The sequence below is a fragment of the Sphingomonas sp. GW822-FHT03G08 genome, from assembly GCF_058801135.1.
Genome location: NZ_JBXAMZ010000001.1, coordinates 328,944 through 347,506, shown reverse-complemented (window position 1 = coordinate 347,506; position 18,563 = coordinate 328,944). Strand labels below are relative to the sequence as shown.

Here is an 18,563-nt window from a genome sequence, read left to right as displayed (position 1 = left end):
GAGCTGAAGGTGCTGAAGCACCCAAAAGCCCATCGATCCGGCCAGACAGCGAAACGCCGGCCAGGCAGGTTGCCCTGCCCGCCGGCGTTCCAAATCCATGGCCGTGAGGCTCAATCCGAAGGCGGATCCGCGATCATCGCGGTGAATTCGCACTCGGTGGCGACCTCGCCGTTCAGCAGCGCCTTGCCTGCGAACTTGCAGACGCGGCTACGCTTCTGGATGAACTCGACCTCGAGGCGGAGCAGCACGCCGGGTTCGACCGGCTTGCGGAACTTCACCCCGTCGATCGACATGAAATAGACGAGCTTGCCCGAACCGGCGAGGCCGAGGCTCTCGACCGCGAGCACACCCGCCGCCTGCGCCAGCGCCTCCACCTGGAGGACGCCGGGCATGATCGGCCTCCCGGGGAAATGCCCCTGGAAGAATTCCTCGTTCATCGAGACCGCCTTGATCGCGGCGATGCGCTGGTCCGGGACCAGTTCCTCGACGCGATCGACAAGCAGCATCGGGTAGCGATGCGGCAGCGCCGCCATCACCCGCTTGATATCAAGCGGGCCGATGTCGGCGCGTGCCGTTACTTCCTCGCTCACCGCGGCTCAGCAGGCTTCTTGCCGCCAGCCGGAGCGGCGGGCGCCGGAGCTGCCGGGGCCGGAGCGGCACCCTGGGCAGCGCGCTGCTGCTGGGCAGCCGCCTGATAGGCGCGGATCTGCTCGAGCTGGGCCAGCTGCTGCTGCATCGCCAGCGTCTCGCGGGCAGGCTGCCACTCGGCCGGCGGCTGGATGCTGACGGTCGGGGTGGTCTTGTCGAGCTCGGCGGTGATCGCGTCGCTGATGTCGGCCGAATCCGGCGCGTACATGAACACTTCCGGCGACAGGATCACGCCGATCTTGCGAGCGGTGACGACACGCAGCTGGGCGGCGTCATACTGGCGCAGGATCGATTCGATCGCGAACAGCTCGGCGCGGGCGGCCGGGTTGCTCAGCTTCTGGACGTCCGCATTGGCGGTGTTCTGCAGCGCGGCGATCTTGTCGAGGACCGGGTTCTTGGCAGCCTGGGCAGCCTTGAGCTCGGCGTCGTCGACCTTCTTGTCCTTGTTGGTGTCGAGCTGGGCGAGAAGCGGCTCGGCTTCCTTCTGCGCGGCCTGGCGGCGTGCGTTGATCTGCTCGAAGGCCGACTTGTAGGTCGTCTGGATCTGCTGCTGGGCAGCGGTGAACGCCTTGGACGAATCGACGACGCGAACCGGGCTCGCGGTGGCAATGCTGCCGCTCACCTGCGCGTGTGCCGGAGCAGCAACTGCGAGCGCGGCAGGCGCCGCGAGCAGCGCGGCGAGAATGCGCTTCTTGGTAATCATCAGAATTGAGTCCCTACGTTGAAGGTTACAAGCTTGGTGTCGTCGCCCTTGGCGTGGAGCAACGTCTTGGCCACGTCGATACGCAGCGGGCCGAAGGGCGAATTCCAGTTCACACCGAAGCCGACCGACAGGCGCGGCGACGGGCTGTCGCCCACATAGCGCTCGTAGAAGGGCGTGATCGGCGAATTGGCGATAGCGTTGATCGAGGTACCCGAGCAGGCGGTGGTCGCGCTCGCCGAGTAACCGACCTTACAGGTGGTGTAATAGCCCGAATAGGTCGGGTCGGACGCGCTCACGATGTAGAGCTGGTTGCCCGCCGAATCCTTGATGAAATTGTCCTTCGGGAGCAGCGACGGCGAACCGTCGGCGTTGAACAGCAGCTTGCCGCCGCTGTCGCGCGCCTGCTCGAACTCGATCGTCTTGCCCGGGCGGGTGATGTTGAACAGGCTGCCCGCCATCACGAAGATCGACGGACGCAGGCCCATTTCGGCAGCGCCGGCGCCCAGCGGGATCTCGAGCTCGGCCTTGGTCAGGTAATAGGCCTTGCCGCCGATCGCGTCGTCGACGATCTGGTCGCGATCGGTGACCAGCAGCTGGTCGCCGGTTGCCACCGAGCCGGTGTAGCTGATGCGCTGCACGCGCGGACCGACGCCGCGGATGTCGAAGCCGCGGAACTGCGGCTCACCCAGATAGAAGCGATCGGTGATGCGCACCGGATCGATGCCCGCACCGCGGCTCTTCTCGAGGCTGTGGATATAGCCGCCCTCGACCGAGACCGAGGCGATGAAGCCGCTGCCGACATTCCAGTATTTGTCGCCATCGAAGCGCGCGCGCAGATAGCGCACGTCGCCGCCGACACCGGCGAAGTCGCCGCTCAGCGACAGGCGCTGACCGCGCGACGGACGCAGGCGGCTGTTCAGGCTGTCATAGGTCAGCGTCACGCCGACCAGCGAGGTGATGCGGTTGCCCACGGCCTCGCAATAGTAGCGTCCGGCCTTGAGCGGATCGCACTGGCCGTCGGTGTAGAAGCTCGACTTGTCGAGCGTCACGTCGTCCTGCGCGAGATAGTAGCGGCCCGACAGCGTCCAGTACTCGGTCAGCGGCACGCCGGCGACGACCTGGAAGCCGGTCGAGACCTGGCTGTAGGTGGTCGAGCGATCCGATCCGATATAGTTGAACGCGTTATAGTCGCGGCGGAAGATCGTGCCGCCGAGCGCGATGTTCTTGTCGAACAGATAGGGCTCGGTGAAGCCCAGCTCGACCGACTTGGAGTAGCTCGAATAATCGACCGAGGCCGACACGGTCTGGCCCATGCCGCGGAAGTTGCGCTGGCGGATCGAGGCCTGGAGGATGAACTGCTCGAGGCTCGAGAAGCCCGCCGACAGGGTCAGTTCGCCGTTGGCACGCTCTTCGACGTTCGCCTTGAGCACGATACGGTCCGGCGCCGAACCCTCGACACGCTCGATCTCGAACTTGTCCTGGAAATAGCCCAGCGAGTTGATGCGGTCCTGCGAGCGCTTGACCAGGAAGGTGTTGAAGGCGTCGCCCTCGGCCACGCGGAACTCACGACGGATCACCTTGTCCTGGGTCTGGCGGTTGCCGGTGATGTCGATGCGCTCGATATAGGTGCGGTTCGCTTCGGCGATGTGGAAGTTCATCCCCATCGTCAGCGCTTCCTTGTCGCGCTGGAAGTCCGGACGGACATCGGCAAAGGCGTAGCCGGCGATACCGGCGGTCTCGCTCAGCTGCTCGACTGTGTCTTCCACGGCCTTCGCATTGTACCAGTCGCCTTCCTTGATGCTCAGCGCGCTGGCGAGCTTCTTGTCGTCGAAGTCGCGGATCGCGCTGTCGACGGTGACCGGACCGAACTTATAGCGGGGACCTTCCTCCACCACATAGGTGATGATGAAGTCCTTCTTGTCCGGCGTCAGCTCGGCCACGGCCGAGATCACGCGGAAATCGGCATAGCCGTTGGTCAGGTAGAACTGGCGCAGCTTCTGCTGGTCATAGGCCAGGCGGTCCTGGTCGTACGACGTGTTCGAGCTCATCAGGTGGGCGAGGCTCGCCACCTTGGTCGCCATCTCGCCGCGCAGCTTGCCGTCGGAGAACACCTCGTTGCCGATGATGTTGATCTGGCGGACCTTCGACTTCGGGCCCTCATGGACCTCGAAGATCACGTCGACGCGGTTCTGGTCGAGGCTGACCATCTTCGGCTCGACCACGGCGGCGAAGCGGCCCTGGCGGCGATAGAGCTCGATGATGCGCGCGACGTCGGCGCGCACCGCGGTGCGGGTGAAGATCTGGCGCGGCGCCAGCTTCACTTCCTTCTTGATCTTGTCTTCCTTGAGCCGCTTGTTGCCCTCGTAGATCACGCGGTTGATCACGGGGTTCTCGCGGATGCGGATCACCAGCTCACCGGTCTCGGCGCCTTCGATCGACACGTCGGCGAGCAGCTCGGACGCGAGCAGGTCCTTGATTGCCTGATCGAGCGTCTCGTTGGTATAGGCGTCGCCCACGCGCAGGCGGGTGTAGCTCATCACCGTTTCCGGCTCGATGCGCTGCGAGCCCTGGACGCGGATCGACTTGATCGTGCGCGTCACCGGGGCCGGCAGGCCGGGGACAGGCGTGGCCTGGGCCGCCGCGGGAGCGGGCGCAGGGGTCGCCTGGGGCGCGGTCTGCGCGAACGCAGCTCCCGAGAGCACCGTGCCCGCGAGGAGGGTCGCCGTGGCGCGCGCGCCGATTTTCGTTGCCTTGATCGCAGTCACCATCCCACCCCAGTCGGAATCAAAATACCCGGCCGTCAGCCACGCGGCTTGCACCGCCCTGCACGAACCACATCAGCCGATCAACCCGGCCAGATTTCTCCACACGCCGAACGTGCCGAGGTCGTTGAACGTAACGAACAGCATGAGCGCGAGAATTGCGACCAAACCGCCACGATAAGCCCATTCCATAACCTGCGGCTCCACCGGGCGGCGACGAACGGCTTCCACTGCGTAGAACAGGAGATGGCCGCCATCCAGCACGGGGACTGGCAACAGGTTGATGAATCCCAGATTAATGGAGATCAGCGCGATCAGATAGACCAATTGGACCGGTCCCATGGCGAGAAATTCGCCGGAGACCTTGGCGATCTTGAGCGGGCCGCCCAGTTCGCTCACCGGGATACGTCCCAGAATGATCCGCTGGAGCCCCTCGATCGTGGTCTTCACGATCCCGATCGTCTGCCTGATCCCCTCGCCCGGCGCTTCCCAGAGCGCGACGGGGCGGATCTCCGACGCGACACGGCCGATGCCGAGCACGCCGCGATGCGTGATGTTGCCGAACCGGTCCTTCTCGGTCAGCGAGCCGATCGTCGCGCTGGCCTGGGCGGTCTGGCCGCCACGCTGATATTCGATGTTCACCGCCTCGCCCGAGCGGATCATCGCGAAGACGCCGATATCGACGAAATCCTCGACATGGCGTCCGTTGAGCGACAGGATCCGGTCGCCCGGCTTGAGCCCGGCGCTCTCGGCCGCGCTCTTGGGGGCGATGCTGCCGATCACCGGCGGGGTCACGACCTTGCCATAGGCGACCGCGAAGGCGCCGAGGATCGCGATCGCGACCAGGAAATTCATGATGGGGCCCGCGGCGACGATGATCGCGCGCTGCCACAGCGGCTTGGCCTGGAAGGTCTGCGCCCGCTCCCTGGGCGGCAGCGAGAGCCATTCCGGCGAGGGCTGGCTGGCGGGGTTCATGTCACCGGCGAAGCGGACATAGCCGCCGAGCGGCAGCCAGCCGAACTTCCAGCGGGTGCCGCGCCTGTCGGTGAAGCCGGCGACCTCGCGGCCGAAGCCGATCGAGAACTCGTCGGCCTTCACGCCGAACCAGCGCCCGGCGAGGTAATGACCCAGCTCGTGCAGGAACACGAGCGGCCCGAGCACCAGCGCGAACGCCAGGATGGTGACCAGGATGCCGGGAGATTGAATCAAGCGACGCCGTCCTTCACACGCTCGCCCGCGATCCGCCTAGCCTCGGCGTCGATTGCCCAAACGGCTTCGAGGCTTTCCGGAGCGACCGGGTCATAGCGGTCAAGCGTATCGGCAGAGATTGCGGCAATTTCAAGAAAGTTGAGACGGCCCGCAAGGAAGGCCGCGACAGCCACTTCATTGGCCGCGTTGAGGATCGCTGGCCGAGCGCCCCCGGCCTCCAGCGCCTCGCGGGCCAGCCGCAAGGCAGGGAAGCGCACCGCGTCGGGCGCCTCGAAGTCCAGCCTTGCCATTGCCACAAAGTCGAGCGGCGGCATCGGCGTCGCCATCCGGTCGGGCCAGGCGAGCGTGTGCGCGATCGGCACGCGCATGTCCGAAGGGCCCATCTGGGCCAGCACCGATCCATCGACATATTCCACCATCGAGTGGATAACCGATTGGCGATGCACCAATATTTCAAGTGCGTCATTAGCGACCGGGAACAGCCGCGCCGCCTCGATCAGCTCGAGACCCTTGTTCATCATCGTCGCCGAATCGACCGAGATCTTGGCGCCCATCGACCAGTTGGGATGCGCGCATGCCTGGGACGGCGTGACGCCGCGCATCGCTTCCAGGTCCCAATCACGGAACGGACCGCCACTTGCGGTCAGGATGATCCGCCGCACGCGTTCCGGGCGCTCGAAATCGAAGCACTGGAAAATCGCATTATGCTCCGAATCGGCAGGCAGGATCGTGGCGCCGTGGCGTCGTGCCGCCGCGATGACCAGGTCGCCCGCCGATACCAGCGGCTCCTTGTTGGCGAGCACCACCGTGCCGCCCCGTTCGATCGCCGCCATTGCCGAGCCGAGCCCGGCCAGGCCGACGATCGCCGCCATCGTCCAGTCGGCGCCCATCCGCGCCGCGTCGCAAACGGCTTCCGCGCCGCCGGCGCAGGTGATGCCCGTGCCGGCAAGCTTGTCGCGCAGCGCCGGGAGGCAGCTCTCGTCCGCCACCACCGCGTGGCGCGCATCGGTGCGGATCGCGGCCGCGGCAAGCTTCTCGACATCGCCGTTGGCGGTCAGCGCGAGCACTTCGAAGCGATCGGGTTCGCGCTCGATCAGGTCGAGCGTCGAGCCGCCTACCGATCCGGTGGCGCCCAGGATCGTGACACTGCGTTTCATCGGGCCAGCCAGAGCACCAGCAGCGCCGCCACCGGCGCGACCGTGACCAGCCCGTCGAGCCGATCGAGCACGCCGCCATGGCCGGGTAGCAGGTTCCCCGAATCCTTCACGCCGGCGCAGCGCTTGAGATGGCTCTCGAACAGGTCACCGAGCTGGGACAATACGCCGAGCACCGGCGTCGCCCAGGCCAGCGCGACCGGCAGGTGGAACAGCCAGACCAGCACAAAGGCGAACAGCGTCGCACCCGCAACGCCGCCGAGGAACCCCGCCCAAGTCTTGTTCGGGCTGATCGCCGGGGCAAGCTTGGGGCCTCCGATCGCACGACCGGCGAAATAGGCGGCACTGTCGCACGCCCAGACCAGCGCCATCGCCCAGAAGGTAAGCAGCAGGCCCTGTTGCGGCTGCTCGCGGAGCAGCACCAGCGCCAGGATCGGCAGGCCGACATAGAAGGCGCCAAGTGCCAGCTGCAGCCCGCGGGTGATGATAACCAGGAAGAAGAAGGCGCCCAGGATCAGGCCCAGCGCCAGGAAACCCGGCCCGGCCGCGAGGCCCGGGGCCATCGCCGCCAGCGGCACCGAGATCGCATATTGCGCGAGCCGTTTGCCCTTGTCGCTGGCGCCGGCGAGCAACGCCCATTCGCCCATCATCAGCACGCCGGCCACGCTGACCACCACCCAGAAGCCGAGGCCGCCGGAATAGAGCGCGGCAAAGGCCAGGCCGATCAGGATGAAGGCGACACCCAGCCGGGTGGCGAGTTCGGAACCGTTCTTGCTCACAGGCCCCCGAAACGGCGCTGACGGCGGCCATATTGGTCGAGCGCGGCGGCCAGCGCCTTCTCGTCGAAGTCCGGCCACAGCGTGTCGACGAACAGGAATTCGGCATAGGCCGCCTGCCAGAGCAGGAAGTTCGACAGGCGCTGCTCGCCCGAGGTGCGGATCAGCAGGTCGAGCGGCGGCAGGTCGCCCGTATCGAGCGCGGCCTCGAACGCCGCCTCGTCGATCGATGCGGGATCGATCTCCCCTGCCCGCGCCTTCTCGGCCAGTGCGCGCGCCGCCTCGGCCAGCTCGGCCTGGGCGCCATAGTTAAGCGCGATCACCAGGGTCGGGCCGGGATTGTTCGCGGTGCGTGCCATCGCGCCTTCGATCATCGCGACCAGATCGGGCGAGAGCTTGCGCCACGCACCGACCACCCGGAGCTTGACGCCTTCGGAAACCAGCTCGTCGAGCTCGCTCGCCAGGAAGTGGCGGAGCAGGCCCATCAGGTCCCGCACCTCCTCCTCCGGGCGCCGCCAGTTCTCCGAGGAGAAGGCGTAGAGCGTCAGTACCTCGATGCCGAGGGTGCGCGCCGCGCGGCTGATGCGCCGCACGGCTTCGACGCCCTGCTTGTGCCCGGCGATGCGCGGCAGGAACCGCTTCTTCGCCCAGCGGCCATTGCCGTCCATGATGATGGCGACGTGGCGCGGGGGCGCCGCACCTTCCGCCTCGGGAACGGGCTTAGCAGCCATAGAACGCACCGCTGACGTCATTCCGGCAAGAAACAGGCAGGGCGCGCGACGACGTCACTTGCCCAGGATTTCCTTTTCCTTGGCAGCGGCCGCCGCATCGATGTCGGCGATCGTGGCATCGGTGAGCTTCTGCACCTCGGTCTCGTGGCGCTTGCGCTCGTCTTCCGAGAAAACGCCCTTCTTCTCGTCGGCCTTCAGGCTGTCATTGCCGTCGCGGCGCACGTTGCGCACGGCGATGCGGGCGGCTTCGGCATATTTGCTGGCGAGCTTGGCGAGCTCCTTGCGGCGCTCCTCGGTCAGGTCCGGGATCGGCAGGCGCAGCGTCTGGCCGTCGGTGATCGGGTTGAGTCCGAGACCGGCCGAACGGATCGCCTTCTCGACGGGCCCGACGTTGGACTTGTCCCACACGGTGACCGAGAGCAGGCGCGGCTCGGGCGCCGCAACCGTCGCCACCTGGGCGAGCGGCATGTGTGCGCCGTAAACCTCGACGGTCACCGGCTCGAGCAACGTGGTGCTCGCGCGGCCCGTGCGCAGGCCCTGCAGGTCATGCTTCAGCGACTCCACCGCGCCGTTCATGCGGCGCTCGAGGTCGGCCTTGTCGTAAGCGGCCATTATCGGCTCCTTCTTATGCGGATTGGGTTTCGTTCTGGACGATGGTCGAGGTGCCCTCGCCGCCCAGCACCTTGGTCAGGTTGCCGGCATCGCGGATGTTGAACACGACGATCGGGATATTGTTATCGCGGCACAGCGCCACGGCAGAGGCGTCCATCACCTTAAGATTATCTGCGAGCACACGATCGTAACTCAGCGTATCGTAACGCTTTGCCGTCTTCACCTTCTTCGGATCGGCATCATAGACGCCGTCCACGCTGGTGCCCTTGAACAGCGCGTCGCACTGCATCTCGGCCGCGCGCAGCGCCGCGGTGGTGTCGGTGGTGAAGAACGGCAGGCCGGTGCCGGCGGCGAACAGGACGACGCGGCCCTTCTCCATATGCCGTTCCGCGCGGCGGCGGATGTACGGCTCGCACACCGACGCCATCGGGATCGCAGACTGGACGCGGGTGTCGACACCCACCTTCTCCAGCGCGTTCTGCATCGCCAGCGCGTTCATCACGGTCGCCAGCATGCCCATGTAATCGGCCGAGGCGCGGTCAAAGCCCTGCGCCGCGCCGGCCAGGCCGCGGAAGATGTTGCCGCCGCCGACGACCATGCAGATCTCAAGCCCGCTCTCCTTGGCCGCCTTCACTTCGAGCGCCACGCGCTCGCAGGTCTCCGGATCGATGCCGAACTGCCCCTGCCCCATCAGGACCTCGCCCGAGAGTTTGAGGAGGATGCGCTTGAATCGAGGAGCGGTCATGAAAGCCTTTTGGTTACGCCGGATACGGGGAAGCGGCGCGGACCCTAGAGGAGCGCGCCCAAAGGGACAAGCGGGCGCACGGCCTATTTGCCATGCGCCCGCTCGTGACAACGGTAACAGCTGTGGACGATGCCGGTTCCGGCGCGATCAGTCCTTCGGCGAAGGCGCCGGAGCGACGTAGATCAGGCCCGGCGCGTCGCTGATGAAGCTGTCCAGCACGCCGTCCGCCACCTTTACCGGCCCTTCGAAGCGGGTGGCGCCGGCGATCGAGCGAATCGCCGCGGCCTTCTTCGTCAGTTCCGTCGCCTCGGCGAAATAGCGCGCGGCGCCCGGCTGGCCGGCGCGGGCAGCAGCCAGGCCGTCCACGGTCAGGCGCAGGGCACGGCCCCAGAGCTGCGCGGCATCGAGCCACGGCCCGGTCTCGCGCACGAAGCCGGGCACGACCACCCCGGCACGGATCCGGTCAGGCGCCGCCGCCAGCGCGTCCGCCGCCTCGCCTAGGTCGATGAGCGCGGTTTCGATCGCGTGCGGGTCGTTGTCGGCCAGCGCGTCGCGCGCGGTATCGATCAACGCCCGGAGCTTCGGCGCCTGGGGCTGCCAGGGCAGGTGACCGAAGGTCGGCGCGACATGCTGGGTATCGAAGAAGGTCAGCAGTGCCTCGGCGGTCCCGGCATCGCCGCCGGCCAGGTCGAGCGCCGCCGCGCGCCAGGTGCGCTGGACGTCATAATCGCGGTCGTTCCACGAGAAGGCCAGCAGGCCGGCCACCGCGGGACGGCTCGCCACTTCCTGGTTCATCGGGTTGGAGACGATACCGCTCAGCTCCGCCGAAAGCCCGGCCTGGCGGCGGTCATAAGGGGCCATCAGCAGCCGCCCGGTGGTCTCGCCGAAATCGTTCACCGGGTAATTGTCCCAGAGCAGCGTCTTGCGGCCGAATGCCTTGGTGGCGTTCTTCGCATCGGACACCGAGATCGAGGCGGGCACAACATCGGTGCCGGTCCACTGCACCACCACGCGGGGATCGAGCGCCTTGCGCAACTCCGCCTTGTAGGGCGATTCCGTGGTGTTGTAATATTCGGTGGGCACCATGGTCAGCGAGCCATGGCCCGCCGCCGTCAGGTCCGCCTGCACCGCGTTGAGCAGCTTCGCCTGCGCGGCTGCGGCAGCCTTCTGGCCGGGCGCGCCGAACGCCGCCTCGTCGGCCGGGCAGTTCCACTTGGTATATTCGATGTCGTCGAGCGCGACATAGAAGCTGCGCACGCCCAGCCCGCGCAGCGCGGCGAACTTGCGGCGCACCGCTTCCAGGTCGGCGGCGTCGCTGTAGCAGATCGAGGGCCCCGGCGAGATCGCATAGACGAAGTTGACATGCTCGCGATTGGCAACGTCGACCACCTTGCCCAGCGCGCTCAGCGTGTCGGCCGGATAGGGATCGCGCCACTTGTCGCGGGCGAACACATCGTCCTTCGGGCTGTAGATATAGGTATTGGCCTTGAACCGGGCGAGGAAGGCGATGTGGTCCTCGCGCTCGGCCATCGACCAGGGTTTGCCGTAGAAGCCTTCGATCGAGCCGCGCACAGGCATCGCCGGATAGTCGGAGACGACCAACGAGGAGACGCGCCCGCGCGCCACGATCTGCCGCAGACTCTGCGCGGCATGGTAGAGGCCGTCGCCATCCCTGCCCGCCAGCACGATCAGCGCGCCGTCGCCCTGCGCGGCGCTCGCCAGCGCATAGCCCTCGGCCTTGGCCGGCACTTCGCCGCCGGTCCGCGCCAGCGCGTCACGCACCGCCGCGCCCCCGGCGCCGCCGATCACGACATGGGTGAGATAGAGCCGCTTCGGCAGCACCGTCTCGACACGGATGTTTTTCACGCCGGCTTCGGTCAGGACCGCGCGCACCAGCTTCTCGGTCGCTGCATCCGCACCCGCCTCGCGCACCAGAACCACCGCATCGCCCAGCGCGACGCTCGGGCCCGACAGGCGCAGCGACACCGGCGCGGGGAAGATCGCGGGCGCGGTCGAGACCTGGGCCAATGCCGGCATCGCGCTTCCCATCGCCAGGGCCAGAACAGCAGCACGAAGGGAACGGGATTCTCGCATTGAACAGGCTCCTGCCGGTGAAAGGTATTAGATTGGTAGGAAACCAAGCGCACAATGTCGAGAGATTGCGGCAGCACCCGCCCCTGCGCAACAATGTGAAACGCAAAGGGCTGCCACCGATCGGGAGCGACCCGCTCAGGACGCGCGCTTGCCCACCACCGGAAAGAAATAGGATTGAACGGTCTTCGTGTTGGCAACTTGAATGAGGATGCCGGCTTCCGTCGCGGACGGACCAAACAGCCAGCCCGCAAAGGATCCCGCCGGCATCGATGCATCATTCGTCACGTCACCAGACAGGCTCAGATCCGCTGCATTGAGCGTTCCGGAGATGGTCAGGTGCACCGCGGGTCCGCCGCTCAGCGAAGGAACGGTTATCGTACCGCCGACTGCCCTGGTCGCCGTGTTCACGACCAGGTTGCCTGAAGGATACAGGAGCGTCTCGACGCCCGAGCTGCCCAGCGTCTTGTAGCTGTCCGGAGCAATGGGATAAGTCAGCGTGGCGGCTGCGGGCGCATCCCCCGGCCGGGTTCGGGCGCCCAGAAGCATTCTCTCGAAATATCCCCCCGCTCCGGCGACGGGCTTATTCCCCTCGCCCGTGGCGGCGTACTGGATGCCGGCGACGGGAAAAATGACTACCGCACGGCGCGAATAGGGGCCGGTATTGGTATCCGCACGCAGGATATCGGCCCGAGAATTATACAAAACACCGTTGTATGGATTTGCCCGATAGAAGAAGTGGAAATCTCCCAAGGACATTCCCACAGCGCCATATCCATATCCTATCTCGACCGTTCCGGCGGCAGGATCCTGGGAGAAATGGAAATCATCCACGATGTAGGGCTGCGGCTTCTTGCCGACCTCATACTCGAAGCCCTGGGGATAATTGAAGAACAACATCGGAATGGTGCGATTCCGCGAGAAATCGAACGCGGTCTCATAGGCCGCCGGCGTGGGAGTCGGTGTGGGGCTGGGACTGGGGGTAGGTGTGGGCGCCGGCGTGGTAGTGGGCGTCGGTGTCGGCGCGGGAAAAGATGTGCTCCCGCCACCGTCGCAGCCGGCAAGCGCCATGGCGACAAGAACCGCGCCCCACCCCAACCGCATTGCCGAACACTCCGCGTTACACAACGTAGACGAGCTTACCGCCAGCATCCGACACCGCAAGATCGACCGGTGCATTGCAGCCCCCCTGCCGCGGACGACGGATAATCGCCGAAATGCAAACGGGCGCCGCCACCCTGGGGTGACAGCGCCCGCGCATCAGGTCCGGGAAGACCTTAGTTGGTGAGACCGGCGGTCGCAGCCACTTCGGCAGCGAAGTCGCTCTCTTCCTTCTCGATGCCTTCGCCGAGCTGGAAGCGGACATAGTCCTTCAGCACGATCGAAGCGCCGGCGTCCTTGGCCGCCTTGGCGATCACGTCCTGAACCGGGGTCTTGCCGTCCATCACGAAAAGCTGGGTCAGGAGAGCGTTCTCCTTCTTGAACTTCTCGATCGGGCCGTTGAGGATCTTCTCAGCGACTTCGGCCGACTTGCCGACGATCTTCTCGGCGTTCTTCTCGCGCAGGATCGCGGCTTCACGCTCGACGACTTCCGGATCGAGGTCCTCGACCGACAGCGCCAGCGGGAAGGCAGCCGCGACGTGCATCGCGATCTGCTTGCCGAGAGGCTCAAGCACATCGACGCCGGCATCGCTCTCGAGCGCGACGAGCACGCCGATCTTGCCCAGGCCCGGGGCCTGCGCGTTGTGGACGTACGGGATCACCGCGCCCTGCGAGACCTGCACCTGCTTGGCACGGCGCAGAACCTGGTTCTCGCCGATGGTCGAGATGTTGTTGGTCAGCACTTCCTCGACGGTGCCGGCCGGCAGCGGAGCCGCCTTGATCACCTCGATGTCGTCGCCCAGCTCGAGCGCAACCGCGGTCACGTCACGAACGAAGGTCTGGAAGATGTCGTTCTTGGCGACGAAGTCGGTCTGCGAGTTGACTTCGACGGCAACGCCCTTGGTGCCGGCAACGGCCAGGCCGACCAAGCCCTCGGCTGCGGTGCGGCTCGACTTCTTCGCGGCGGCGGCGAGGCCCTTGGTGCGCAGCCAGTCGGTTGCGGCTTCGATGTCGCCGTTGGTCTCGGTCAGCGCCTTCTTGCAGTCCATCATGCCCGCGCCGCTCTTCTCGCGGAGTTCCTTCACGGCTGCTGCGGTGATCTCGGCCATGTTTCTTTCCTCTTGGTTAGGCCGCGCCGTGGCACGGCCGATAAATCAATCCCCGTTCGCCCTGTGCTTGTCGAAGGGCCGCCTTCTTTGGCCCGGCACGGGAGAAGAAGTACGGGGCTTCGACACGCGCAGCCCGAACGGGGATGGGGTGACGCTCCGAACTGACCGGGCGCCTAATGCGCGCCTATGTCAGTTCGGAGACAATCAGTTACAAGCTTACGCGTCGATCTGACGCTCGCCCTCGACTGCCTGCTCGGCGGTCTCGGTCAGCGCCGGCTCGACCGGAGCGACTTCCTGGGCGCCCAGGTCGACGCCGAAGCTCGCCTGGCGGTCCTGGTTGCCGCGGGTCGCCGCGATGGCGATCGCTTCGCAGTACAGGCGGATAGCGCGCGAGGCGTCGTCGTTCGCCGGAACCGGGAAGGCGATGCCGTCCGGGCTCACGTTCGAGTCGAGGATCGCGACGACGGGGATGCCGAGCGTGTTGGCTTCCTTGATCGCCAGCTCTTCCTTGTTCGCGTCGATCACGAACATCACGTCGGGCAGGCCGCCCATGTCGCGGATGCCGCCGAGCGAGAGCTCGAGCTTGTCGCGCTCACGGGTGAGCTGCAGCACTTCCTTCTTGGTCAGGCCGTGCGTGTCGCCACCGAGCTGCTCTTCGAGCGTCTTGAGGCGCTTGATCGACTGCGAGATCGTCTTCCAGTTGGTGAGCATGCCGCCCAGCCAGCGGTGGTTGACGAAGTGCTGGCCGGCGCGGCGAGCTGCCTCGGCGATCGGCTCCTGGGCCTGGCGCTTGGTACCGACGAACAGCACCTTGCCGCCGGCGGCGACGGTCGAGTTCACGAACTCAAGCGCGCGCGCGAAGAGCGGCACGGTCTGCGAGAGGTCGATGATGTGAACGCCGTTGCGCTCGCCGAAGATGTAGGGCTTCATCTTCGGGTTCCAGCGGTGGGTCTGGTGACCGAAGTGCGCGCCCGATTCGAGCAGCTGCTGCAGAGAGACGACAGGTGCCGCCATAGGGATAACTCCTTCCGGTTGTTCCTCTGGGAAGCGAGTGACCGAACGGCGTTCGGCACCGGGTTATGATGCTTCCCATGCGGGGTTGAGGCGGCGCCCCTACGCGAAAGCGCGCAGGAACGCAACCAGGCTGTTCATATAGGAGGGAATCAGATCAATAGAAGCAGATCAGGTAGCGCCCGTCCGGCTCGCCTTCCTTCACGAACCGCCCCTCGAAGGTCGAGAAGTCGAGGCTGTAGAGCCCCCAGGCACGCTTGTCGTTCATGCGGATATAGCAGCCCTTGTCAGGTTCGTCGCAATTGACCCGCGCGGCGTCGGCCGCATGCGCCGCCCGTACCACCGCCGCATAGGCGGACGGTCCGCGCGGCAGGCGGATATGGAGCCAGCCCGTATCCCGGTTGGTGTACAGGCCCTGCACCGGATCGCCCTGGAAGCGCAGATTGCCGGTATCGAAGGAAAGCGTGCCGCCCGGCGCCTCGCCATTCTGCTTGAGCTTCGAGATCAGCGAACTCGCCTCGAGCTTCGTCGCCGGACAGCTTTGGAGGTTGATCGCCTGCGCCGCGGCGGCATCGGCATACAGCGTCGTCACAGCCGCCATCGCGGCCAGGATCTTCAGTCGCATGAAATGTCCCTCCCCCTTATTGCCACGATGCTATCGACAAGCCGGACATGCTGGCAAGCACGCGCTTTCGCGGCATTGGAACAAGCGAAGAACATGCGCTTGACAATGGAACGTTAACGGAACATAACGAGTTCACAACGCGGACAGGGAACGTCAGCGGGCGCCAAAAGGTTGGAATCGCAGGGTTCTCGCCAAGTTCGGCGCGTTTTGGGAGCCAAGTGATGACTGCATTGCTTATCGTTCTGCTGTTCGCCGCCGCCTTCGCCGTTGCCGGCTGGACGATCGTCTCCTCGATCGTCGCCGCGCTTCCCCGCATGCGCGAGCTGATCGGCAGCAATCTCGTCCAGCCGCTGCCCGAGCTGGTGCCGAGCCGCGTCACTGTCCGCTATGCGACTCCGGTGCGCCGCCCTGCGGCGTTCCCGCTGCGCGAAGCTGCTTGATCCGGCGATAGCTCCGCATGCTGAACGGGATCGAGACCAGATAGAGGATCGCGATCCCCGCCAGCGTCGGCCAGGGCGCTGCGACTAGGGCCGCGACCAGTACCACCAGCACGGCGATCGCCTCGAAGCGGATGCGCTGCTTGAGCCGGACATGCGGCGCGAAGGTCGCCACGCTCGAGATCATCAGCACCGCGATGAACGCCGTCCAGGGCGCCACCACCACCGGCATCCGCAGATGCGGCTCGTCGGTGAACAGCCAGAGATAGAGCGGCAGCAGCGTCAGCACCGCGGCAGCCGGCGCCGGCACGCCGGTCAGGAAACCGGCGGACTTGTGCGGCTGTTCCTCTGCGTCGATCTGCGCGTTGAAGCGAGCGAGACGCAGCGCGCAGAACAGCGCGTGGATCAGCGCGATCATCCAGCCGAACCGGCCCAGCGTCTGCAGCGACCACAGATACAGGATCAGCGCCGGCGCGACGCCGAACGAGATCGCGTCGGACAGGCTGTCCAGCTCGGCACCGAACCGGCTCTCGCCGCGCACCATCCGGGCGATCTTGCCGTCGATCCCGTCAAGCAGGCCGGCGATGAGGACCATCAGCACCGCCAGCTCCCACTTGCCGTCGATGGCGAAGCGGATCGCGGTCAGGCCCGAGCAGAGCGCCAGCGCAGTGACGGTATTGGGCGCGATGGCGCGCAGCGGGATGCCCCGCACCGGCCGCATCCGCCGCATGCGACGGGGCCGGAGCGTGCGCGGGAACCGTGTGTCGCCGCGCCGGTCACTCACTGCGAGATGCCGGTGACGGCCGCGCCGCCCTTCTTCGCGATGATCGTCTCGCCGGCGATGGTGCGCTGGCCGAGCGTGACCTGCGCCACATAATCCTCGGGCAGGAACACGTCGACGCGGCTGCCGAAGCGGATCAGGCCGACACGCTGGCCGGCCACGACCATGTCGCCCGGCTTGGTGAAGCTGACGATGCGCCGCGCGACCAGCCCGGCGATCTGGGTGAAGCCGATGCGCAGCCCGTTCTTGTCCTCGACGATGAAGTGCTGGCGCTCATTCTCCTCGCTCGCCTTGTCGAGGTCGGCGTTGAGGAAACGGCCCGAGATATAGATGACGTGGCGGATCGTGCCGGTGATCGGCGTGCGGTTCACATGGACGTCGAACACGCTCATGAAGATCGACACGCGCACCATCGGCGCCTCGCCCAGCGCCTGCGCGCCCTTGAGCTCGGGCGGCAGTTCCACCCGCTGGATCATCGTGATGAGGCCGTCCGCCGGCGCGACCAGCACGCCCTCGGCCTGCGGCGTCACCCGGATCGGATCGCGGAAGAATGCCGCGACGCCGAAGGTGAGGAACACCAGGGGCCAGGTGATGAAATCGAACACGAAGAGGCTGAGCAGCGCGATCGCCGCCGCGATCGCCACATATTTGCGGCCCTCGGGGTGGATGTCGGGAAAACGCCACTTGATCGTGGGGGTGCCGAGCGGGGGCTTGTCCATGGATGCCATCGGCAGGCTCTAGCTCCCTGTTGCAGCGAACACAACGCACCTGACAAAACGCGCATCCCGTCGCCTATTTCCCGGAAAATATGCCGCGTATCGATGCGGCAAGCCCGACTAGTCCTGGAGCGCCGCGATCACTGCCGGCAGGCAGTAGAGCCGCTGCCCCACGCCGATCCCCATTGGCACGGCAAGCGCCTTGGAGACGCCGCCAGCCGCCTCGCAGTCCGGCCCGGCGCGCAGGTTGTAGCGGATGATTCGCTTCGTATAGTCGGGGCAGACGTCCGAGCAGACATAGCTCGCCACCACCTGCACGCCCCGGTGCAGGCCCACGGCCAGCACCCATTTGCGCCGATCGCTCTTCGGATCGAACGGCGTCTTCGCCAGCGCCACCAGCGCGGCGTCGCCGATCGGCGCGAACCTGTCCGCGCTGCTGATCAGCTCGGGCGCGGCGACGCTCTGCCCGGCCAGCCACAACATCATCGCCGATCCGATCACGCCACCCTCCTTCGTTACGCCTCCATCGTGCCGAACCGGGACTTGCCCACAGCTGAACGCCTGCTGATGCGGTGAAATGCAGTCGCTGCGCTTGCATGTTCGCTCGAATTGCCCAAATGCGGGCGACTGTCCTGAAATTGTAATAAGGTCGCCCATGCCCGCTTCCACCGCCGCGAAGGCCCGTACGCGTAACCGCCGCCCTGCCGGCACGCCGTCGCCCTGGGGCATGTTCTTCCGCGGTTTCCTGAAGCGCCCGGTGATGGTCGGCGCGGTCGCGCCCTCGTCGCGCTTCACGATCAACAAGATGCTCGCGCCCGTGGACTGGGAGAACACCAAGCTCTTCGTCGAGTACGGCCCCGGCGTCGGCACCTTCACCCGCCCGATCCTCGACAAGCTGTCGGCCGACGGCAAGCTGATCGTGATCGACACCAATCCCGATTTCATCCGCTACCTGAAGCAGAGTATCCCCGATCCGCGCCTGATCGCGGTCCAGGGCTCGGCCGCCGACGTGAAGCAGATCATCGCCGAGCATGGCTTCGAGCATGCCGACTATATCGCCTCGGGCCTGCCCTTCTCGACCCTGCCCCCGGGCGTGGGCGACGCGATCGCCAAGGCGACCCGCGAGGTGATCCGCAAGGGCGGCGCATTCCTGGTCTACCAGTACAACCCGCGCGTGAAGAACTTCCTCACCCCGCACTGGTCGCACATCGATCATGCGATGGAGTGGATCAATATTCCGCCCGCGCAGCTGTGGTGGGCCTGGAACGACTGATACCGGTTGCCGGGGCGGGCTTGATCCCCCCGCCCCATCCTCCTAGACGCTCGCCAAACCCCTTAAAAGGAACAGCGAG

19 protein-coding genes are annotated in these 18,563 nt (G+C 66.2%); 2 read left to right on the top strand and 17 right to left on the bottom strand.

The annotated features are described in order from the left end of the window. Window positions 1–110: 110 nt before the first annotated feature. From fabZ to AC1RJ5_RS01265, 14 genes are all read right to left on the bottom strand, one after another. On the bottom strand, window positions 111–590 hold the full coding sequence (gene fabZ / locus AC1RJ5_RS01330; protein ID WP_311768434.1) for a 3-hydroxyacyl-ACP dehydratase FabZ: 480 nt from the start codon (window positions 588–590) through the stop codon (window positions 111–113). Next, on the bottom strand, window positions 587–1,351 hold the full coding sequence (locus AC1RJ5_RS01325) for an OmpH family outer membrane protein (protein ID WP_269575430.1): 765 nt from the start codon (window positions 1,349–1,351) through the stop codon (window positions 587–589). The genes fabZ and AC1RJ5_RS01325 overlap by 4 nt, the downstream gene beginning before the upstream one ends. Continuing rightward, window positions 1,351–4,119: an outer membrane protein assembly factor BamA gene (bamA, locus tag AC1RJ5_RS01320; protein WP_269575431.1), complete on the bottom strand. Its 2,769-nt coding sequence runs from the start codon at window positions 4,117–4,119 to the stop codon at window positions 1,351–1,353. Before bamA ends, AC1RJ5_RS01325 begins: the two co-directional genes overlap by 1 nt. A 69-nt stretch (window positions 4,120–4,188) precedes the next feature. After that, on the bottom strand, window positions 4,189–5,322 hold the full coding sequence (gene rseP / locus AC1RJ5_RS01315; protein WP_493111288.1) for an RIP metalloprotease RseP: 1,134 nt from the start codon (window positions 5,320–5,322) through the stop codon (window positions 4,189–4,191). After that, window positions 5,319–6,479 carry a 1-deoxy-D-xylulose-5-phosphate reductoisomerase gene (gene dxr, locus AC1RJ5_RS01310; protein ID WP_493111286.1) on the bottom strand — a complete coding sequence of 387 codons (1,161 nt, stop codon included), beginning with the start codon at window positions 6,477–6,479 and terminating at the stop codon, window positions 5,319–5,321. Before dxr ends, rseP begins: the two co-directional genes overlap by 4 nt. Beyond that, entirely contained in the window at window positions 6,476–7,255 is a 780-nt protein-coding gene (locus tag AC1RJ5_RS01305; protein WP_269575434.1) for a phosphatidate cytidylyltransferase, read from the bottom strand. The genes dxr and AC1RJ5_RS01305 overlap by 4 nt, the downstream gene beginning before the upstream one ends. Then, the gene (locus AC1RJ5_RS01300; RefSeq protein ID WP_493111283.1) at window positions 7,252–8,004 is read right to left on the bottom strand and encodes an isoprenyl transferase; all 753 of its coding nucleotides are present in this window, start codon (window positions 8,002–8,004) and stop codon (window positions 7,252–7,254) included. The genes AC1RJ5_RS01305 and AC1RJ5_RS01300 overlap by 4 nt, the downstream gene beginning before the upstream one ends. A gap of 33 nt (window positions 8,005–8,037) precedes the next feature. Continuing rightward, window positions 8,038–8,595, bottom strand: a complete 558-nt coding sequence (gene frr / locus AC1RJ5_RS01295) for a ribosome recycling factor (protein ID WP_184165845.1) — start codon at window positions 8,593–8,595, stop codon at window positions 8,038–8,040. Between the two features lie 13 nt (window positions 8,596–8,608). Continuing rightward, window positions 8,609–9,340, bottom strand: coding sequence for a UMP kinase (pyrH, locus tag AC1RJ5_RS01290; RefSeq protein ID WP_269575436.1), 732 nt, complete (start codon window positions 9,338–9,340; stop codon window positions 8,609–8,611). A gap of 147 nt (window positions 9,341–9,487) precedes the next feature. Next, window positions 9,488–11,434, bottom strand: coding sequence for a glycoside hydrolase family 84 protein (locus tag AC1RJ5_RS01285; RefSeq protein ID WP_493111280.1), 1,947 nt, complete (start codon window positions 11,432–11,434; stop codon window positions 9,488–9,490). Window positions 11,435–11,569: 135 nt separating this feature from the next. Beyond that, the gene (locus tag AC1RJ5_RS01280) at window positions 11,570–12,331 is read right to left on the bottom strand and encodes a hypothetical protein (protein ID WP_269575438.1); all 762 of its coding nucleotides are present in this window, start codon (window positions 12,329–12,331) and stop codon (window positions 11,570–11,572) included. A 377-nt stretch (window positions 12,332–12,708) separates the two neighbouring features. After that, entirely contained in the window at window positions 12,709–13,641 is a 933-nt protein-coding gene (tsf, locus tag AC1RJ5_RS01275; RefSeq protein ID WP_269575439.1) for a translation elongation factor Ts, read from the bottom strand. Window positions 13,642–13,857: 216 nt separating this feature from the next. After that, the gene (gene rpsB / locus AC1RJ5_RS01270; protein ID WP_342248933.1) at window positions 13,858–14,655 is read right to left on the bottom strand and encodes a 30S ribosomal protein S2; all 798 of its coding nucleotides are present in this window, start codon (window positions 14,653–14,655) and stop codon (window positions 13,858–13,860) included. Window positions 14,656–14,809: 154 nt separating this feature from the next. Beyond that, window positions 14,810–15,277 carry a hypothetical protein gene (locus tag AC1RJ5_RS01265; RefSeq protein WP_269575441.1) on the bottom strand — a complete coding sequence of 156 codons (468 nt, stop codon included), beginning with the start codon at window positions 15,275–15,277 and terminating at the stop codon, window positions 14,810–14,812. A gap of 221 nt (window positions 15,278–15,498) precedes the next feature. Between AC1RJ5_RS01265 and AC1RJ5_RS01260 the strand changes: the two genes are divergently transcribed. Next, entirely contained in the window at window positions 15,499–15,717 is a 219-nt protein-coding gene (locus AC1RJ5_RS01260; RefSeq protein WP_342248932.1) for a hypothetical protein, read from the top strand. Here the strand turns inward: AC1RJ5_RS01260 and AC1RJ5_RS01255 are convergent. The 3 genes from AC1RJ5_RS01255 to AC1RJ5_RS01245 all read right to left on the bottom strand — a co-directional run bounded on the left by AC1RJ5_RS01255 (window position 15,653) and on the right by AC1RJ5_RS01245 (window position 17,712). Continuing rightward, a complete protein-coding gene (locus AC1RJ5_RS01255; RefSeq protein WP_493114608.1) occupies window positions 15,653–16,435 on the bottom strand; it encodes a CDP-alcohol phosphatidyltransferase family protein in 783 nt (260 codons plus the stop codon). The genes AC1RJ5_RS01260 and AC1RJ5_RS01255 overlap by 65 nt on opposite strands. 59 nt (window positions 16,436–16,494) lie before the next feature. Continuing rightward, entirely contained in the window at window positions 16,495–17,223 is a 729-nt protein-coding gene (locus AC1RJ5_RS01250; RefSeq protein WP_184165822.1) for a phosphatidylserine decarboxylase, read from the bottom strand. Between the two features lie 108 nt (window positions 17,224–17,331). Then, complete coding sequence (locus AC1RJ5_RS01245) at window positions 17,332–17,712, bottom strand: hypothetical protein (RefSeq protein WP_493111278.1); 381 nt, start codon at window positions 17,710–17,712, stop codon at window positions 17,332–17,334. A 154-nt stretch (window positions 17,713–17,866) separates the two neighbouring features. On the opposite strand from AC1RJ5_RS01245, the gene AC1RJ5_RS01240 reads away from it, so the two are divergent. Next, a complete protein-coding gene (locus tag AC1RJ5_RS01240; RefSeq protein ID WP_184165816.1) occupies window positions 17,867–18,484 on the top strand; it encodes a class I SAM-dependent methyltransferase in 618 nt (205 codons plus the stop codon). Window positions 18,485–18,563 lie beyond the last annotated feature (79 nt).

Bases quoted from the DNA above. Each gene is read 5' to 3' on its own strand.
- AC1RJ5_RS01300 (WP_493111283.1), bottom strand. From the start codon at position 8,004: ATGACGTCAGCGGTGCGTTCTATGGCTGCTAAGCCCGTTCCCGAGGCG.
- AC1RJ5_RS01265 (WP_269575441.1), bottom strand. From the start codon at position 15,277: ATGCGACTGAAGATCCTGGCCGCGATGGCGGCTGTGACGACGCTGTAT.
- AC1RJ5_RS01250 (WP_184165822.1), bottom strand. From the start codon at position 17,223: ATGGCATCCATGGACAAGCCCCCGCTCGGCACCCCCACGATCAAGTGG.
- AC1RJ5_RS01280 (WP_269575438.1), bottom strand. From the start codon at position 12,331: ATGTTGTTCTTCAATTATCCCCAGGGCTTCGAGTATGAGGTCGGCAAG.
- rpsB (WP_342248933.1), bottom strand. From the start codon at position 14,655: ATGGCGGCACCTGTCGTCTCTCTGCAGCAGCTGCTCGAATCGGGCGCG.
- AC1RJ5_RS01260 (WP_342248932.1), top strand. From the start codon at position 15,499: ATGACTGCATTGCTTATCGTTCTGCTGTTCGCCGCCGCCTTCGCCGTT.
- bamA (WP_269575431.1), bottom strand. From the start codon at position 4,119: ATGGTGACTGCGATCAAGGCAACGAAAATCGGCGCGCGCGCCACGGCG.
- tsf (WP_269575439.1), bottom strand. From the start codon at position 13,641: ATGGCCGAGATCACCGCAGCAGCCGTGAAGGAACTCCGCGAGAAGAGC.
- pyrH (WP_269575436.1), bottom strand. From the start codon at position 9,340: ATGACCGCTCCTCGATTCAAGCGCATCCTCCTCAAACTCTCGGGCGAG.
- AC1RJ5_RS01285 (WP_493111280.1), bottom strand. From the start codon at position 11,434: ATGCGAGAATCCCGTTCCCTTCGTGCTGCTGTTCTGGCCCTGGCGATG.
- frr (WP_184165845.1), bottom strand. From the start codon at position 8,595: ATGGCCGCTTACGACAAGGCCGACCTCGAGCGCCGCATGAACGGCGCG.
- AC1RJ5_RS01255 (WP_493114608.1), bottom strand. From the start codon at position 16,435: ATGCGGCCGGTGCGGGGCATCCCGCTGCGCGCCATCGCGCCCAATACC.
- AC1RJ5_RS01240 (WP_184165816.1), top strand. From the start codon at position 17,867: ATGCCCGCTTCCACCGCCGCGAAGGCCCGTACGCGTAACCGCCGCCCT.
- AC1RJ5_RS01325 (WP_269575430.1), bottom strand. From the start codon at position 1,351: ATGATTACCAAGAAGCGCATTCTCGCCGCGCTGCTCGCGGCGCCTGCC.
- dxr (WP_493111286.1), bottom strand. From the start codon at position 6,479: ATGAAACGCAGTGTCACGATCCTGGGCGCCACCGGATCGGTAGGCGGC.